Annotated in this window: 14 protein-coding genes and 1 pseudogene; 8 read left to right on the top strand and 7 right to left on the bottom strand. The window is 72.1% G+C overall.

Features of this window, described 5'->3' with window-relative positions:
* Nucleotides 1-12 precede the first annotated feature (12 nt).
* The 3 genes from ACIBIW_RS05920 to ACIBIW_RS05910 all read right to left on the bottom strand — a co-directional run bounded on the left by ACIBIW_RS05920 (nt 13) and on the right by ACIBIW_RS05910 (nt 3,245).
* Complete coding sequence (locus ACIBIW_RS05920; RefSeq protein WP_399332387.1) at nt 13-1,173, bottom strand: acyl-CoA dehydrogenase family protein; 1,161 nt, start codon at nt 1,171-1,173, stop codon at nt 13-15.
* 136 nt (nt 1,174-1,309) lie between these two features.
* Nucleotides 1,310-2,272: an RNA polymerase sigma factor gene (locus ACIBIW_RS05915; protein WP_399332384.1), complete on the bottom strand. Its 963-nt coding sequence runs from the start codon at nt 2,270-2,272 to the stop codon at nt 1,310-1,312.
* 157 nt (nt 2,273-2,429) lie between these two features.
* The gene (locus tag ACIBIW_RS05910; RefSeq protein WP_399332382.1) at nt 2,430-3,245 is read right to left on the bottom strand and encodes an AraC family transcriptional regulator; all 816 of its coding nucleotides are present in this window, start codon (nt 3,243-3,245) and stop codon (nt 2,430-2,432) included.
* A 281-nt stretch (nt 3,246-3,526) separates the two neighbouring features.
* Between ACIBIW_RS05910 and ACIBIW_RS05905 the strand changes: the two genes are divergently transcribed.
* Together ACIBIW_RS05905 and ACIBIW_RS05900 are read left to right on the top strand one after the other, a co-directional pair.
* Nucleotides 3,527-4,960 carry an MDR family MFS transporter gene (locus ACIBIW_RS05905; RefSeq protein ID WP_399332380.1) on the top strand — a complete coding sequence of 478 codons (1,434 nt, stop codon included), beginning with the start codon at nt 3,527-3,529 and terminating at the stop codon, nt 4,958-4,960.
* A 341-nt stretch (nt 4,961-5,301) separates the two neighbouring features.
* The gene (locus tag ACIBIW_RS05900; protein WP_399332378.1) at nt 5,302-6,483 is read left to right on the top strand and encodes a metallophosphoesterase; all 1,182 of its coding nucleotides are present in this window, start codon (nt 5,302-5,304) and stop codon (nt 6,481-6,483) included.
* 60 nt (nt 6,484-6,543) lie between these two features.
* Here ACIBIW_RS05900 and ACIBIW_RS05895 read toward each other — a convergent pair.
* Nucleotides 6,544-6,699, bottom strand: a pseudogene (locus ACIBIW_RS05895) (alpha/beta hydrolase); the annotation flags it as partial.
* A 139-nt stretch (nt 6,700-6,838) separates the two neighbouring features.
* Between ACIBIW_RS05895 and ACIBIW_RS05890 the strand changes: the two are divergent.
* The 6 genes from ACIBIW_RS05890 to ACIBIW_RS05865 all read left to right on the top strand — a co-directional run bounded on the left by ACIBIW_RS05890 (nt 6,839) and on the right by ACIBIW_RS05865 (nt 13,471).
* Nucleotides 6,839-8,530: an esterase-like activity of phytase family protein gene (locus ACIBIW_RS05890; protein WP_399332376.1), complete on the top strand. Its 1,692-nt coding sequence runs from the start codon at nt 6,839-6,841 to the stop codon at nt 8,528-8,530.
* Nucleotides 8,531-8,740: 210 nt separating this feature from the next.
* Nucleotides 8,741-9,106, top strand: a complete 366-nt coding sequence (locus tag ACIBIW_RS05885; protein ID WP_399332374.1) for a hypothetical protein — start codon at nt 8,741-8,743, stop codon at nt 9,104-9,106.
* Between the two features lie 255 nt (nt 9,107-9,361).
* Nucleotides 9,362-9,829, top strand: a complete 468-nt coding sequence (locus ACIBIW_RS05880; RefSeq protein WP_399332372.1) for a MarR family winged helix-turn-helix transcriptional regulator — start codon at nt 9,362-9,364, stop codon at nt 9,827-9,829.
* A 125-nt stretch (nt 9,830-9,954) separates the two neighbouring features.
* Complete coding sequence (locus tag ACIBIW_RS05875) at nt 9,955-10,545, top strand: AAA family ATPase (protein WP_399332370.1); 591 nt, start codon at nt 9,955-9,957, stop codon at nt 10,543-10,545.
* A gap of 226 nt (nt 10,546-10,771) precedes the next feature.
* Nucleotides 10,772-11,473: a DUF4232 domain-containing protein gene (locus tag ACIBIW_RS05870; protein ID WP_399332368.1), complete on the top strand. Its 702-nt coding sequence runs from the start codon at nt 10,772-10,774 to the stop codon at nt 11,471-11,473.
* Between the two features lie 174 nt (nt 11,474-11,647).
* Nucleotides 11,648-13,471, top strand: a complete 1,824-nt coding sequence (locus tag ACIBIW_RS05865; protein ID WP_399332366.1) for a SpoIIE family protein phosphatase — start codon at nt 11,648-11,650, stop codon at nt 13,469-13,471.
* Between the two features lie 50 nt (nt 13,472-13,521).
* Here the strand turns inward: ACIBIW_RS05865 and ACIBIW_RS05860 are convergent, their stop codons facing one another.
* The 3 genes from ACIBIW_RS05860 to ACIBIW_RS05850 all read right to left on the bottom strand — a co-directional run bounded on the left by ACIBIW_RS05860 (nt 13,522) and on the right by ACIBIW_RS05850 (nt 16,358).
* Entirely contained in the window at nt 13,522-14,304 is a 783-nt protein-coding gene (locus ACIBIW_RS05860; protein WP_399332364.1) for a L,D-transpeptidase family protein, read from the bottom strand.
* A gap of 94 nt (nt 14,305-14,398) precedes the next feature.
* Nucleotides 14,399-15,370, bottom strand: a complete 972-nt coding sequence (locus tag ACIBIW_RS05855; protein WP_399332362.1) for a hypothetical protein — start codon at nt 15,368-15,370, stop codon at nt 14,399-14,401.
* Between the two features lie 463 nt (nt 15,371-15,833).
* Complete coding sequence (locus ACIBIW_RS05850) at nt 15,834-16,358, bottom strand: SigE family RNA polymerase sigma factor (RefSeq protein WP_399332360.1); 525 nt, start codon at nt 16,356-16,358, stop codon at nt 15,834-15,836.
* Nucleotides 16,359-16,501: the final 143 nt, after the last annotated feature.

Raw genomic sequence — 16,501 nt, 5'->3', positions numbered from 1 at the left:
CGAGCGGGCAGTTCACAGGAAGGGGTCTGCGCCGGGGATGCCGAGGACGGTGCGACCGGCCAGCTCGTAGTTGGTCGCCGACAGAATGGCGTGCTGCGCCGCGGCGTGGCCGTCGCGGAAAAGCTTGCCCAGCCGATTCGACTCGTACAGGACGGCCGAGCCGGCCAACTCGTACATCGAGGTCAGCACGGCACGTGCGGTCTCGCCCGCGTGGGGCAACGCCCCTCGTACCGCGCCTCGCTCCGCCTCCGTCGCCTGGCGACCCGCCGCTGCCGCGGCATCCAGCCGGCCAAGCGTGGTCAGCAGCAACGCCAGGGCAGCGTCGACCCGTGCGCCGGCCTGTCCGAGGGCGGCCTGGATGCGGGGCTGCTGTGCGAGCGGCACGCCGTCCGGCCCGGTCTTGGTGCGGGACAGCTCCGCCATCTCTTCCATCGCCGCCCTGGCCAGGCCGAGCGTCACAGCCGCGCCCCCCGAGGTGAGCTGATTGATCACCGGTACGCGGAAGAGCGGGCGGTCGATACGAGCCGTCGCGCCGGGCGCGAGGGTCATGTCGGACTCGACCGGTACGTCCCTGGCGATCACGGTGTTGCTGTCCGTGCCTCGCAGGCCGGTCGAGTGCCAGGTATCCCGTACCTCTGCCGACGAGCGGGGAATCAGACAGAAGCGCACGTCAGGACCGGCCTCGGTGATACGCGGTTGTCCGTCGTCCAGGACAAGTGCCAGCAGTGCCACCCACTGGGCCGCATCGGCCCCGCTGACGAGCTTCCACTCACCGGAGAGCAGGAACCCCTCGTGGCTCGGCACCAGGTGACCCGGCTGGCTCGAATGGGCGATCATCGGGTCCTGGCCGCCGCTCCAGACCCGTTCCGCGCCCGCCTCGCCGAGGAACGCGGCAGCGAAGCCGACGTTGAAGTTCCACACCGTCCAGGCCGTCGAGCCGTCGATCCGGGCAAGCCGCTCGATCAGCGCCACGCTCGTGGCCACGGGGAGTTCGAAGCCGCCCAGCTCGCGGGGGGTGTTGAGCCGGAACGCCCCACTGGCGCGAAGGACGTCGACAAGTTCGCTCGGCAGCCGACGGAGGTCCTCGGCGTCGTCGCGGTACTTCTCGATCGCCGGGCGAAGATGGTCGGGGAGGTCCTCGGGGGCGTGGGAGGGTCGCGGGTAGGAAAGCATGTCGTTCTCCGTACTAGGGTTCGGCCCGGACGGCGAGAACACCGCTGTGTCGGCGGAGTCGGCGGCCACGCGTGCGCTCGCCTCCACCAGATGCGCGAGGCGGAACGGAAGTTCGGAGTGTGTGACGTGTCCCGCGTCACACCACGCAGGCGTGCTCCGGGACCCGGCGGCGGGCGTGGAACAACCGCCCCTGTCGTACCCAGCCGGAGCGCAGATGCATCACCCACGCCGCACCGGGCGGACAGTGAAAGGGGTCATCGGGCGGGCTCTGCATCGTGACCTCCCAGACGGCGAGGTCACCGCTGGCGATGACGTTGGTCACGCGATGACCGACCCCGTCGAGCACGTCCTGCTCAAGCCCACGGGCGAGCAGGCCGTATCCCTCGGAGCGAATGCCCTCAGGTCCGGACAGCGCCACGGTCGGCAGCCAGGACGTGGCCAGCGCGGACTCGGGCTCACCACGCCGTGTCGCCGCCATCAACTCCTCAGCCTGGCGAAGACTCTCCGCGTTGGCCTTACGGGCGTCGTCATGGGCGGTGTCGGCAGTCGCCAGCAGGGCCCGCGTCAACTTGCCACGGGCCTCGCTCAACCGGCTGCGAACGGTCCCGATCGGCACTCCACAGGCCGCGGCGATGTCCTGATACGTCGTTACGCCACTGAAGTAGCGGAGCATGAGGACCAGACGCAGCGGGGACGACAGGTCAGCCATGGCCTTCCAGACCCAGTCCCGCGTGGCGTGCTGCTCCAGCCGTTCCAGGAGACCCGGTTCCGTCGAACGAAGCAGCGCGACACGGCTGTTGTCCAGAGGTACGTGTGCAGGTGACCGTTGCTGCGTGCGGCAGACATTGCGGACCACCGCACGCAGCCAGGGCGCCACGGCGGCGGGATCACGCAAGCCGCCGATCCGGCGTAGGGCGATCATGCTCGCTTCCTGTACGGCGTCTTCGGCATCAGGGCCGTAGCCGATCAGGCTGACGGCGACGGCGAGGAGCGCCGGACGGTGGCGGACCAGCAGACTGCCGAGTGCGCTTGCATCGCCTGCCTGCGCGGCGCGCGCCATTTCCGCGTCGGTGGGGTCACCAGCACGAGGAATCGCCATGCCCGAAATCCTACTGAGGCCGCCATGTTGCTGCCGTCCGGGCCGCCGCCCCTCCCCCGGCAGGTGCCCGGGGCGGGCGGTCTCGTGGAAAGTTCCCGCCCCGGCCGACGGCGACGGAGAGTTGGAGAAGGTCGAGGGCCCGTGTCTCGACGAGTTGTCAGGATGAGGCGTGTCGGGAAGCGTTGAGGGTTCGCGGTGGCGCAGTTGGGGAGTGGGGGGCGGCCTCGCCCCCGGCGGCGGGGACGTAGGTGCCGGGGGTCTGGCCTGTGACCCGGCGGAACGCGGCGATGAACGCGCTGGGTTTGCGGTATCCGACTGCCCGGGCGGTGGTGTTGACCGAGGTGCCGCCGGCCAGCAGCGGGATGGCGGCGCGGATGCGGACCTGGGTGCGCCAGGTGGCGAAGCTGAGCCCGGTCCCGGCGCGGAACAGCCGGGACAGGGTGCGGACGCTGGTATGGGCGTGGTCGGCCCAGGCCGTGAGTTCACGCTGGTCGGCCGGGTGCGCGATGAGCTGTTCTGCGATCTCGCGGGCTCGCGGGTCGGCGGGCATCGTGACGTGGATGTGGTGCGCGGGCAGCGGGGTGAGCAGCTTGAACATGAGCGCTTCGGCGGCCGGACGGGTGTCGTCGCCGGGAGCGATGTGGTGCAGATGCGTGATGATCTCGCGCAGCAGCGGCCCGACGGTGAAGCAGGTGGGCTCGGTCCAGTCGAGGGGGCAGCCGTCGGCGGCGAAGGTGATGGTCACCATCTCGCCCGCGTGCAGTACGGCGCCGGAGTGCGCGATGCCGCCGGGCACCCAGAGACCGTGGCCGGGCGGGATCAGCCAGTCGCGGTGGGCGACCGTACCCATCAGCGTCGCGGTCGAACTCCACGTGAGCATCGGTTCTGGGTGCGAGTGCAGATGCAGCAGCTCGTGGTCGTGGGCGGTGTCGCGGTCGATGCAGAGGATGGGTGAGACCGGCGGCCGCCCCACCGTCGGCGGGGGCGCTTCCGGGCATGCCGGGTCCGCGGTGGCCTTCGGCCGGGACCTCTCCGGCGTACCGCCCGCGGTCCGCCCCGCCGGGTTGGCCGATTCGGGGTATCGATTGGCCTCTACATGCACAGCAGCCACCCTAACTTAGGCATGACTAACTTAAGGAGTGGGCGGCTGATGAACGACGTGATGACCGGGGCCGAGCGCCTGCTGGAGCGGTACGGACCGCCCGTGGCGGCGGCCGGGCGCGACGTGGTGCGCGCGGCGGGGGCGGTGTGGTCGTGACCGGCGCCACCGAGCCGTTCTCGCCTGGTCTGCGCCGGGCGGTGGGGGTGGTGATGATCGGCGCGTCGCTGTCGTTCCTGGACTCGACGATCGTCAATGTCGCCCTGCACACCCTCTCGGTCGACCTGCGCGCCGGGCTGGGGACGGTGCAGTGGGTGGTGACCGCCTACCTCCTCGCGCTCGCGGCGGTCATCCCCGTGACCGGCTGGGCGGCCCGCCGGTTCGGCGCGGCCCGGCTGTATGTCGCCGCGCTGGCGGTGTTCACCGTCGGGTCGGTGCTGTGCGCGTGCTCGCAGAGCGTGGGGATGCTGATCGCCGCCCGGGTCCTCCAGGGCGTGGGCGGCGGGGCGATCATGCCGGTCGGCACGGTCATCTGGGCGGCGCAGTCCTCCAAGGCGCAGATGGGGCGGGTGATGGCCCTGATCGCGGTGCCGATCGTGCTCGCCCCGACGCTCGGACCCGCCGTCGGCGGTCTGCTCATCCAGGGCATCGACTGGCGGGCGGTCTTCTGGCTCAACGTCCCCTTCGGCGTCGTCGGCGTCGTGCTCGCCCTGCGGCTGCTGCCCCGGGAAAAGGGCGGCGACGCGGGGCGGCTCGACGTGACCGGCCTGGTCCTGGCCTCCGCCGGGGTCGTGGGCATCACGTACGGCCTGGCGGAGGTCGGCGTCGCGGCCGGGCTGGACACAGGTGCCGTCGTCGCGCTGCCTGTCGGGCTTGCCGCCCTGGTCGGCTTCGTCGTACACGCCCTGCGGGTGCGGCGCCCGCTGCTCGACCTCCGGCTGTACGCACAGCGGGAGTTCGCCGCCGCGTCGGTCGCCCAGTTCGCACTCGGCGCCGCGAATTTCGGCGGGATGATCCTCATGCCGCTGTACTTCCAGACCGTACGGGGCGAGGGAGTGGTCCTCGCCGGGCTCCTGCTCGCCCCGACCGGGTTGGGCGCGCTGCTCTCGGCGCCGTTCACCGACCGCTACGGTGCCGGGGTCACCGCCTTCACGGGCGCCGCCGTCCTGGTGGTCTCGACCATCCCGTTCGTGTTCCTGACCGCCACCACCCCGTACGTCCTGCTGTGCGTCGTCATGGTCGTCCGGGGCGTCGGTTTCGGCCTGTCGATCATCCCGGCGATGACCGCGGCCTACCGCGCCCTGCCGCCGGGCAAGATCCCCGACGCCACCCCGCAGCTCAACGTCCTCCAACGCGTCGGCGGCGCGATCGGCACCGCCGTGCTCACCGTCGTCCTCGACGACCGGCTCCGCCACCACCCCACGCCCGCCGGGCAGGCGGACGGATTCGGGACCACGTTCCTGTGGGTGCTGGCGATCACGATTGCCGCCGCCGTGCCCACCGTCCTGCTCGCCCGTTTCGAGCATCGGGCCCGCCGCCGCGCCAACGCGTCCGGGCTCGTCGAGGAGGCCACGGATACGGGCCGCTGAGACCCGGCGCACCGCAACTCTTCGCGCCCTGCCTCGCCACTCATCTCGTTCTGCCTCGGGATCAACTCGGTTTCGGATCTGTCTTGTTCGGTCGTGTTCGGTGTCGTTCGGGTGAGTCCGTGGGGTGTCGCGGGGGTGATGATGGGAGGGACGAATGGCAGCGGTGTGAGGGGCGGAGCGTGGCGGAGAGCGGATCTTCCATCCGGTCAGGGGCGGAAAGCCCGGCGGTCGACGGGGAGTTGGAGAGCCTGGAGGGTGAAGACGGGGCTGCGCCCGTCGACGGGGGCGGAGAGGAAGGCTCGGGGGGTCGGCGGTCCCTGCGGCGGCGGTTGGGAGGGGCCGTGGTCTTTCTCGTTCTCGGCCTGCTGTTCTTCCTGCCGTGGTGGACGCTGTTCGTGTCCGGTTCCGACTGGCCGCTTCCGGTCTTTCTGATCGGTACGGTCGTCTTCGCCGCCGGGCTGGTCGCGTTCCCGTTCCTGATGGCCAGGGGCCACGGGCAGCGGCGGGACGACCGGGCGGCCCGCGCGGCGGACAGCACGCTCGGGGTGGTCTGGGTGCTGTTCACCTGGTCGCTGCTGGGCGGTGTGGTGCACCTGGTGCTGATCGGCTTCGGCGTCGGCGGCACCGGGACGGCCCGGAGCGTCGCCGTGGCGGTCGCGGTGGTCTCCGCCGTACTGCTGGTCCTGGGGCACCACGAGGCCATGCGCGTGCCCCGGGTGCAGCGGCTGGACGTGCATCTTCCGCGGCTCGGCGGGGGGTTGGACGGGACCCGTGTCGTCGTGCTGGCCGACACCCACTACGGGCCGATCGACCGGGCCGACTGGTCGGCGCGGGTCGCCGAGGCGGTCAACGCGCTGGACGCGGACGTCGTGGTCCACGCGGGCGACATCGCCGACGGCACCCCCGTCCAGCGCCGGGAGCAGTCCGCGCCGCTGGGGACGATCCGGTCGCGGCTGGCGAAGGTCTACGTCACGGGGAACCACGAGTACTTCGGGGAGGCCCAGGGCTGGCTTGACCGTATGACGGAGCTGGGCTGGGACGCGCTGCACAACCGCCATGTCGTGGTGGAGCGCGGCGGCGACGCCCTCGTCCTGGCGGGCGTGGACGACGTGACCGCGGAGTCCTCCGGGCTGGCCGGGCACCGTGCGAACCTCCTCGGCGCGCTGGAGGGGGCGGACCCCGAGCGGCCCGTCCTGCTCGTCGCCCACCAGCCCAAGTACGTGCACCAGGCCGCCACCGCCGGTATCGACTTGCAGATCTCCGGCCACACTCACGGCGGCCAGATCTGGCCGTTCAACTTCCTCGTCCGCATCGACCAGCCCGTGGTGCACGGCCTGAGCCGGCACGGCGCGCGCACGCAGCTCTACACCAGCAGGGGTACGGGCTTCTGGGGACCGCCCTTCCGGGTCTTCGCGCCGAGTGAGATCACGCTGCTCACCCTTCGGCAGGGCACCGGGCCCGCCACCCCCGGCACTACTGCCAACCCCAGCACGGAGCACACCGCGGACCCGGCGGAAAAGTAGGGGAGTTGCGGACACGGCACCACCGGGGACCCGCGGCGCCCCGCTGGTGCCGATGGCGCGCGGCACCCGTTCGTCACCCGCCGCCACACGGGCCTCGTTCTCGGCGGCGATCCGGTCGTACTCCTCGGCCTCCGGCCGGTCGCCATGAGTGGGCACGTCGACGGCCACGGCCGCCCAGCCGTGGTCGGATACGAAGCGGTGGGCGCGGGCCAGGATGTCGGGGGCCTTCGAGGACGGGGCCGGGTGGCCGGTCGAGTCGGGGACACCGGGGCGGCTCCCCCGAAACGGCACATTCCGACCGGAGGGTTCACCATGAGTCGGCGCGGAGTTCACCGGTGACCGACAAGTTCAGGTCATGACTTCGAGACTCCGTTTTCGCAAGCGCGGCCGGATCGTCCTGGCGATCGGCGTCGCCGTCGCCGTGGTGGGTGCGGGCACGGCCGCGGCCCAGGGCCACGGAAAGGGCCAGGACAAGGCCCGGCTGTCGGCGCCGACGCACGACTTCCGGGCGCACCCCGACACCTTCTCAGGACACGGCAGGGTGACAGGCGACGTGTTGCGGAACGACTACGGCGCCACCGCGGTCGTACGGCACACCGACCCGTCACACGGGAAGGCGACGGTCGACGCGGACGGCACGTTCGCCTACACCCCGGACGCCGGTTTCAAGGGCGAGGACACCTTCACCTACACCGCGAGCGACGCCGTCCAACTCTTCAAGGACGCGAAGGCGAACGGCGGTTGCCTCCCCCCGCTCGCGAAGGTGGAAGGCCCCGGCGGCACCACCACCGAGATCTCGGGCGAGGGTTTCGGCTCGTCGCTCGCCCCGGTGTCGGGCAGGGCGGGGCACTTCTACGGGCTCACCGACCGTGGCCCCAACGCCGACGCGCCGGACGGGAACAAGTCCGAGATGCTGCTCGACTTCACCCCGCAGATCGGCGAGTTCAAGCTCCAGGGCGGCAAAGCCAAGCTGGTCAGGAAGGTCACCCTGAAGGGTCCCGAGCGGCTCGGCGGCACCCCGTACAGCGGCCGTCCGCCGCACGACACCAAGGAGGTCATCGACGACGTCGCCGCGACGAACGCGAACGGCGGCGACCCCAGGCCCGTCGAGCGGGACCCGTACGGCTACGACTCGGAGGGCCTGGTGGCGCTCCCCGACGGCACCTTCTGGGTGTCGGACGAGTACGGCCCGTACCTCACCCACTTCGACGCGCGCGGCTACGAGCTGGGGCGGCTTACCCCGTACCGGAACAGCCAGGACAACAAGTTCCACAAGATCGTGAGATATCTGCCGGCCGAGCTGGCCAACCGCACCACCAACAAGGGCATGGAGGGCCTGACGGTCACGCCGGACGGCTCGACGCTTGTGGGCATCATGCAGGCCGCGCTACAGCAGCCCGACCTCGGTGACACCAAGTCGTCCAAGGTCGCGCCCACCCGTATCGTCACCGTCGATCTGCGCACGCACAGGACCAGGCAGTACCTGTACCTGTTGGACGACCCGGACGACACCGGCAACGCCAACAGCGAGATCACCGCGCTGTCCGCCACCAAGTTCCTCGTCGACGAACGTGACGGCGGCTTCGAGCCGTTCGCCCGCAAGACCCTGTACGAGGTCGACGTCAACGGCGCGACCGACGTCAGCGGCCTGACCGTCGCCGGCAAGTCGCCGGAGGCACTCGTCGGCAAGGACGGCACCGACGACGCCCTCGCCGCGCTCACCACCGCCGGTGTCCAGGTCACGCAGAAGCAGCCGTATCTGGGCGTCGGGACGCTGGTCAGCCAGCTCGACCCCAGCGGCGCGTTCTTCGCCCACGACAAGATCGAGGGCGTCGCCACCACGGACGCGGGCAAGACGCTCTACCTGTCCAACGACGACGACTTCGGCATCGACACCATCGCCGTGGACCCCGACGGCACCTGGACGGTCCACCAGAAGGTGACGCCGTCCACGGGGCAGAACGACAACGGCGAGATCCTGAAGGTCGACACCACCAAGCTGCCCGCGGTCCTCAAGACCGTGACGGTGACGGTCCACGTCCGCTGACGGCGGCCCGCGCCCGCCGCTGCCGGTTCGCGCCCGCTCCCGCCCGGCCCAGCCCGGCCGGGCGGGCCCGGCGGTGAAGCTCCCTGTCCAACCGCTCACCGTAAGCAGTTGGACGCCCCTATCCTCGAAGGAACGCTCGGCTCTCACCCGGTGCCGAGGGCCGGGGGCGGCCGGGCGAGGTATCGGTCGCGGCAGGGGGAGGGGTGGCTGATGGACTGGTTCTGGTGGGTGCTCATCATCTTCTGGACCGGCGGCTTCGCATGGCTCGCCGACACCGTCCGCACGGCGCTGGGCAACCGGCACAAGCGGAAACTGGAGCTGATGGAGGCGACGAAGCAGCAGCGCCTGGCGCTTGAGGCAGCGAACCAGCCGCCCGAGCCGATATGCGGCTGCACCCATCACCTCGCCAAGCACGACAAGCAGGGCCGCTGCCATGAGCGCGTCGAGGTGCCGACCGCCTGGGACGAGGACAAGAAGCCGCTGCGCTACGAGGCCGGCCAGTGCAACTGCCAGCAGTACGTGGGCCCACAGCCGCTGTCCCAGGTATACGCGGAGGAACTCACGGACCGGGCTTGATCCCTCGGGGGCTGCTCGACCGCGTGGCATGAAATCTCCTTGGTCGCGAGGGGCGGCGGTCAGGGCGCGGGGCGAGCGGCGGACCCGCCCCGCCGCTCGGATGTGGGGTGGTCTGGGTAGTCGGGCGGGGGTTGTTGTTTTGCGGTGCGCATGGGGGCCTCCAGGGAATTAATGTTGACTTGGCCAACGTTGGCTCTACCCACAGTAGAGGATGATCGTGGGTCTGGCCAATCAATTTCGGCTACATTGGTCACCATGAGTGGCAACGAACCCCTTCGCACCCCTGCCCGGCTGCGTACGACCCCGAGCTGGCTCATCACCCACACCGCCACCCATGCGTCACGGCTGGTGAGCGACGCGTTCGAGTCGGTGGGAGCGCGGCGCTACCACTTCGCGCTGCTGTCCGCCCTCGCCGAGTTCGGACCCGCGAGCCAGGCCGAGCTGGGGCGGCGCTGCTCCATCGACCGCAGCTATGTCGTCGAGGCCGTCAACGAACTGGCCGAGAGCGGGTACGTGCTGCGCACCCCGGACACCGCCGACCGGCGGCGCAACGTCATCACGATCACCCCGGAGGGGGAGAGCGCGCTCGCGCGGTTCGACGCGGCGCTCGGCGAGGCGCAGGACGCACTCCTCGCGCCGCTCTCCCCCGCCGAGCGGAAACTGCTGACCACCCTCATGGGCCGCGTCTTCGAGCGGCAGCAACAGCAGACGCGCCGCGGGTAACGATCCCGGGGGGGTCGGCGGCTTCGGGGGTCAGGGGCCGGGCGGCCGTCCCTGTCGGGCCCCTGGCCCGCGAACGCCCCTTCGGGGCCGGGGCCCGGTGGGGCCGCCCACGTAGAATCGCGGCCGTGATCATCTGGCTGAACGGCACCTTCGGCGCAGGCAAGACCACCACCGCGCGGGAGCTGACCGCCCGCCTTCCGGACTCCCGGCTGTTCGACTCCGAGATGGTCGGGCACCTGCTCCGGCACGTGCTCGGGGACGCCGAGCGGGATTTCCAGGACCTGCCGCCCTGGCGGGGGCTGGTGGTCGACACCGCGCGGCAGGTGCTCGACCACGTCGGCGGGACCTTGGTCGTCCCGCAGACGGTGCTGGTCGAGCGGTACTGGCGGGAGCTGCACACCGGTCTCACGGAGGCCGGGATCGCCGTCCACCACTTCGTGCTGGACACGGACCAGGCCACGCTGGTCAGGCGCATCGAGACCGACACCGAGCCGGAGAGCGCCGGGGCCCGGCAGTGGCGGCTCGACCACCTCGCCGAGTACCGCGAGGCCCTGCCGTGGCTGCGCCGCGCGGGCACGGTGCTCGACACCACCGGGGTCCCGCCCTCCCGGGTCGCCGAGACCGTCATGGCGGCCGTCGCGGAGCGGGCGGGGGACGGCGGTGCGGTGGTGGAGGGCGGCGGTGCGGTGGTGGGGGAGCCTCGGGTCGGGCGCTGAGGGGCGGGTGGGCGTACGTGCGTCCGTTCCAGCTACACGTACGTTCCGTCCGCGTATATACGCATACGGGTCCCAGTGCGGGCGCGCGATGTCACGGGCTGCCCGCCCGAATGTCACAGGCGTGTCTTGACGGCCGGGGAGCGCGAACAAAGGCGTGGGGGGCTGGATCGGACGTTACAGACGGCCCGCACGGTGCGGGCGACGGCGCTCGACCCTGGGAGTAGAAATGCGCGTTCGCAAGTTCTCGATCCTCGCCATCACTGCCGTGGCCGCGAGCCTCGCGCTCACCGCGTGCAACCCCGACTCGGACTCCGACGCCGGCGACTCCACCGGCAGCTCCAGCCAGACACCCTCGGACAACCAGGGCGGCGGCTCCTCGGACGACGGCTCGGGCGGTGGATCGGGCGGCGGGTCGGCGAACGGCGACGGTGCCTCCGACGGGTCCGGCTCCGGCTCCGGCAGCGGGGGCTCCTCCTCCGGGTCCGGCTCCTCCGGGTCGGGGTCCGACTCCGGCTCCGGCTCCGGCTCCGGGTCAAGCTCGATGTGCAAGACCTCCGACCTGTCCCTCACCAAGTCGTACGGCATGGGCGAGGGCCAGTTGATCATCAACATGAAGAACGAGAGCGGCAGCTCCTGCACCATGCACGGCTTCGCGGGCGTGGACCTCAAGGGCAAGGACGGCACCGTGAGCGCCGAGCGCAGCGACCGCGCCGCGCCCAACGTCAAGCTGGCCCCGGGCGAGGAGACCAACTTCATGGTCTCCTACCCGCCGAACGACTCCGGCGGCTCCGGCGTCACCTTCACGACCATGGTCGTCACCCCGCCCAACGAGACCCACTCCAAGACGATCTCCGCGGGCATCAACATCCCGGTCTCCGACGGTGGCGGTCGCAAGATCCTCGTCGACCCCGTCGGGTCGGGCAAGTGACTCCGGGGGGCGGCGCCCGGCCCCCGCGGGTGCGGCCCCCCGGACCCTCCCCACGTGCGGAGCCGGGCCACCGGCGGGAAGGTGAGGAGTGGGACGGTTCGGTCACGGCGGGCATGGCCCCCGCGGCCGCGAAAGACGCCGGAGGTGCCTGTGGCTCGGGACGAGTGGGGGGCCGTGCTGGGAGACCTCCTCGCCGCCAGCCACGTGGTCACGCTTGAGGAGATCCCCACGGCCGCGGGCGAGCACGCCTCCCGGGTCGGGTGGACGTCGGTCGGGGTCTACCTGGCCGACCTCCAGCAGCAGACGCTCTCGCCGCTCGGCGAGGGCGGCCCCGCGTCCGAGGCCGGTATCGAGCAGACCCACGGCGGCGCGAGCGGCGGCCCCCAGGGGCCGGGCGGTGGGGGGAGTGGCGACGGCGCGGGGCGTGGTGGCTCGGGTGATCCGCCGCCGGGGCAGGGGTTCTCGCGGCGGGGGGCTTCACAGCAAAGGGCATCGGAGCGGAGGGCTTCGCGGCAGGAGAGTGGGCGGCAGAGGGCTTCGCGGCAGGAGGCTTCGCCGTATGGCCGGTCCTCGCGTGACGGGGCCGCCGCGGACAGGGCGCCCGGAGACCAGCCCCGTAGAAACGCGGCCCCTGGGAACGGGGCGCTTGAATCGGTTGGGAACGACGCCACCGGCAACGCAGCCTCTGAGAACCCGCCGCTTGGAAACGACGCTCCCGGCGACCCAGCCCCTGGAAACAAGGCCCCCGGGGGCGTAGCCACCGGCAACACGGCCCCTGGCAACGGAGCGGTCCCCGGTGACAAGCCTCCCGACGACAAGACCTCCGATGGCAGGAAGCGGCTGCCCGGCAGCGAAGACGAGGTCTTCCGGGGCTCCGCCGAGCACGTCGCCTCCGGGCACAACGTCGGGGCCATCGCGATCGAGGGGACCGCCGCGGGCCGCGCCTACCAGAGCGGCTGTGTCACGGTCGACGGGCGGCAGTGGTGGGTGCCGCTGCTCGACGGCACCGAGCGGCTCGGGGTCATGGGGGTCACCGCGGGCGCCGGGGCGCGGATGGACCAGGCCGCGGCACGCCAGCTCCGCGACCTCGCGGCACTCGTCACCCTGATGCTGGTCAGCAAGCGGGGGACCAGCGACTCGTACGCGCGTCTCGTGCGCAGGCGCGGGATGAACGTCGCCGCGGAGATGGAGTGGCGGCTGATGCCGCCGCGTACGTTCGCCACCGGGCGGGTGCTGATCAGCGCCGTGATGGAGCCGGCGTACGAGGTGAGCGGGGACGCGTTCGACTATGCGGTGGCCGGGGACAGCGTGCATGTGAGCCTGTTCGACGCCATGGGGCACAATCTCGCCGCCGGGCTGACGGCCGGGCTCGCCACCGCGGCCTGCCGCAACCACCGCCGCCAGCACGGCGGCCTCGTGGAGTCGGCGGAGGCCGTGGAGCGCGCGCTGCTCGCGGAGTTCGGCGGAGAGCGGTACGCCACCGGCATCCTCCTCGACCTGGACACCACGTCGGGGCTGCTGACCTGGACCAACCGGGGCCACTACCCGCCGGTCGTGCTCCGCGGCGCCCGTGACGTCATCGAGCTGCACTGCCCGCCGGCCCCGCCGATGGGCACGGGCCTCGGGATGCCCGGCACCCTCGCGCAGGACCAGCTCGAACCCGGCGACCGGCTGCTGCTGTACACCGACGGCGTCACCGAGGCCAGGAGCCCGGGTGGCGAGGAGTTCGGGCTCGCCCGGCTCACCGACTTCCTGATGCGGTACCAGGCGAGCCAGGACCTCCCGGTCCCCGAGGTGCTGCGGCGGCTGATCCGCCACCACCTCGACTACCACCAGGGGCGGCTGAACGACGACGCCACCATCCTGCTCCTGGAGTGGCACGGCCCCGTCGCCTACCCGCCGGGGCGCGTCGAGGCGCTGGTGGGGCTGCCGTACCGCTCGCTGCCCGGCGAGGGCCCGACCAGGCCACGCCCGCTCGGCGATCCCCGGCACGGCTGACCTGCGCACGCGGTCGGCCGGAGTGGGTGGGGCCGGGGCGGTGCCCGGGGTCAGCGGGCCAGTGCGCGGGCGGGGCCCATGGCCACCACCGGATGGGCGGCCGGGTCGAGGGTTCTGAGGAGTTCCCGCATGTGGGCCTTGGAGAGGCTGACGCAGCCGTGTGTCGGGCCGCCGTGCGTGACGTGGAACCAGATGCCGCCGCCCTTGCCGTCACCGAGCGGGCGGGTCCAGTCCAGGGGTGAGGTGCCCGGCTCGCGGTTGTAGTTGATGGCGACGACGTAGTCGAAGGACCCGGCAAGCGACTCCCCGTCGAACCCCGTCCCCACCACGTGGAACCCGCCCGTTGACCGGTCGTACGGGAGCCTGGAGCCGGGGTCGCGCAGTGCGCCGCCCGCGTCGGTGAGGCCGTACACCCCGACGGGGGAGCGCAGGTCGCCCGCGTGGTGGTCGTCGCTCCAGCCGCGCTCCGCGTTCCGCGCCGACCAGGTCGGCCCGGCCTCCCAGCCGTCGGCTGAGCGCCGGTAGACGGTGACCCGGGAGGTGGACGAGTCCTTGCCCGCGCCGCTCGCGACCACAACCTGCCGGGTGTCGTCCGGCACTTCGGCCAGGGTCTTCGGCCCGAGCCCCGGAACCTGCGCGGGCAGCCGCCGCGCCTGCACGGTCTCCCGCGGCTGCCGCTCCGGCGCCCCGGCGGGCGACGCGGCCTTGCCTGCGGCCGGGTGGGTGCCGTCCGTACCGGCGCCGCAGGCGGTGAGGGCGCCGAGCACGGCGGCGCAGAGCACGTACCGGCCCGCTCGCCGGTACGGCGTTCGCGGGGGTTGGGGGGAGGGCATCGGAGCCGCCTTTCGTCGTCCGGCCGTGCGGGGCCGGATGCCGGGGGAGGGAGGAGGAAGGGGTGGGCCTGGGGCCTGAGGAAAGGAGGGGTGGTCAGTTGGCGCCGGAGCTGGGGGGCGGGGGCGTCGTCCTGGACTCCGGTTGGTGGCGTGGATCGGGTCGATCGGGTTGGTCGGGTTGATTGCGTTGATTGGGTTGATCGGCCTGGTTCGGCTGATCTGGTTGGTTCGGCTGGCTCGGCTGGTCCCGGTCGTCCCGGTCGTTGTGGTCGTTGTGGTCGTCGTGGTCGTCGTGGTCGTCGTGCTGGTCCTGGGGGTTCGCGAAGGTGGAGAGGGCGAGGATCTTGACGATCTCGGCCAGTGCCTCGTCCTCCGGCGTCCGCATGCAGACGTGGGCGTCGACGGCCGGGGAGCCCTGGGAGTCGTGGCGCTCCCTGCCGAGTGCGAGCAGTTCCGCGGTGCCGCCTATGGCCCGGCAGGCGGCGCCCGCCTCCTTCGGCTTCGCCACCTCGAACGCCCGCCCGTCGTGCGACGGCAGGGGGATGCCGCCCACGGTGAACGAGACCACCGCGTCGCCCGGGGTGAGACGGGTGACGGGCACGCAGGGGTAGTCGCCTGTCGCTTCGCCCGCGCAGACGCCGCTGCCCACCGAGGGGCCGTTGGCGAGGTAGCCGTGGACGACGGCCGCCTCGTCGGTGCCGTCGACGGCGTGCCAGGTGCCGGACAGGGGCACCGAGACGTCCTGGACCACCGTGTTACGTACGCCGTCCACCGAGGTCGGGGACGTGGAGGGGGTCCCAGGGGACGAGGGGCGTGCCGCGGGCGACACGGGGGCTGATGCCTCGGTGGCCGCCCTGGGCAGCAGCAGCGCACCGCAGACCACGGCCACGGTACCGACGGCGGTGAGCACTGCGGCCCGGCGCCGCCGGAAGCGGAGCACGCGCCGCATCACCTGGGACATACGGTCGGGGGGCGCGGCGAGTTCGGGCACACCCCGCCCGAGCAGTTCCCGCAGCCGCTCCTCGAAACCGTCCTCTCCCGGGTCCGTCGACACTTCCGGGGGCATCGGCTCCCCTGGGTCCGTCTGCTTCCCTGGGTCCGTCTGCTTCCCTGGGTCCATCGGCTTCCCTGAGTCCGTCGGCTTCCGTGAGCCCATCGGCTTCCGTGAGTCCATCGGCTTCCGTGAGTCCATCGGCGCCCCTAGGCCCTCCAAGCCCTCCAAGTCCCCCGGGTCTCCGGAGTCTTTGGGGTCCCCCGGGCTTCCGAGGTCCCCCGGGCACGCTGGTGGTCCGAGGCGGGCCAACTCGGCCGGATCGGCCGGACCAGCCGGGCCACCAGAACCACCAGAACCACCAGAACCACCGGAGCCACCAGAACCACCGGAGCCGCGCGAACCGCCACGCCCCCCGGACCCACCGTGCTCCGGGCCTCGGCCGACCTCCGGCCCCTGGCCGCCATCCGGACTCCGGCCGTCTCTCCGACTCCGCCCGTCGTCCCAACTCCGCCCGTCATCCCGGCTCCGGCCGCGGTCAGACGTGGTCACACCGTTCACCGCCCTCCACGAGGCTGGTCACCGCCGGGGAACCGCGCAGCGTCCTGAGGGCCTTGGCGGCCTGGCTCTTGACGGTGCCTGGGCCGCAGCCGAGCAGGGCCGCGGTCTCGGCCACGCTCAGGTCCTCGAAGTAGCGCAGGACGACCACCGCGCGCTGCCTCGGAGGCAGGGCGCGCAGGGCCGCGGCGAGGGCGTGCTCAAGATCGACGGTGGCGAAGGCGTCGGCGGTGACGGAGTCGGGCAGCCGCCCGTACGGCACCTCGCCCCGCCAGCGGCGCTGCCACCAGGACGAGAACGTGTTGATCAGCGCCTTGCGCGCGTACGCCTCCGGGCTCTGGTCCGCGAGCCGGTGCCACTTGGGCCACATCTTCGCCAGCACGGTCTGGAGCAGGTCCTCGGCCAGGTGCGCGTCGCCGGTCAGCAGCCAGGCGGCGCGCAGCAGTCTGCGCCCGCACGCCGAGACGAACTCCTCGAACGAGGGCCGCCCGCCAGCCACCACCATCCTGAAGAACCTCGCACCTCGCCCGCCGGGGGTTTCCCGCTGTCACACCCTCAACCTGCTGGCCCCCGACTTCGGTTGCCCCCTGGCGAGGCTCACTTCCGTAACGGCGGCGCGCTCCCACCCCGTAAGGCGGCATCCCACGC

Origin of the sequence: Streptomyces sp. NPDC050560 (assembly GCF_044457285.1) — a bacterium.
Classification (GTDB): domain Bacteria; phylum Actinomycetota; class Actinomycetes; order Streptomycetales; family Streptomycetaceae; genus Streptomyces.
Note: the sequence above shows the minus strand (reverse complement) of the source record. Positions and strands in the feature narration are given on the sequence as shown.

Bases quoted from the DNA above. Each gene is read 5' to 3' on its own strand.
- ACIBIW_RS05885 (WP_399332374.1), top strand. From the start codon at position 8,741: ATGGACTGGTTCTGGTGGGTGCTCATCATCTTCTGGACCGGCGGCTTC.
- ACIBIW_RS05850 (WP_399332360.1), bottom strand. From the start codon at position 16,358: ATGGTGGTGGCTGGCGGGCGGCCCTCGTTCGAGGAGTTCGTCTCGGCG.
- ACIBIW_RS05880 (WP_399332372.1), top strand. From the start codon at position 9,362: ATGAGTGGCAACGAACCCCTTCGCACCCCTGCCCGGCTGCGTACGACC.
- ACIBIW_RS05920 (WP_399332387.1), bottom strand. From the start codon at position 1,173: ATGCTTTCCTACCCGCGACCCTCCCACGCCCCCGAGGACCTCCCCGAC.
- ACIBIW_RS05890 (WP_399332376.1), top strand. From the start codon at position 6,839: ATGACTTCGAGACTCCGTTTTCGCAAGCGCGGCCGGATCGTCCTGGCG.
- ACIBIW_RS05860 (WP_399332364.1), bottom strand. From the start codon at position 14,304: ATGCCCTCCCCCCAACCCCCGCGAACGCCGTACCGGCGAGCGGGCCGG.
- ACIBIW_RS05915 (WP_399332384.1), bottom strand. From the start codon at position 2,272: ATGGCGATTCCTCGTGCTGGTGACCCCACCGACGCGGAAATGGCGCGC.
- ACIBIW_RS05870 (WP_399332368.1), top strand. From the start codon at position 10,772: ATGCGCGTTCGCAAGTTCTCGATCCTCGCCATCACTGCCGTGGCCGCG.
- ACIBIW_RS05855 (WP_399332362.1), bottom strand. From the start codon at position 15,370: ATGCCCCCGGAAGTGTCGACGGACCCGGGAGAGGACGGTTTCGAGGAG.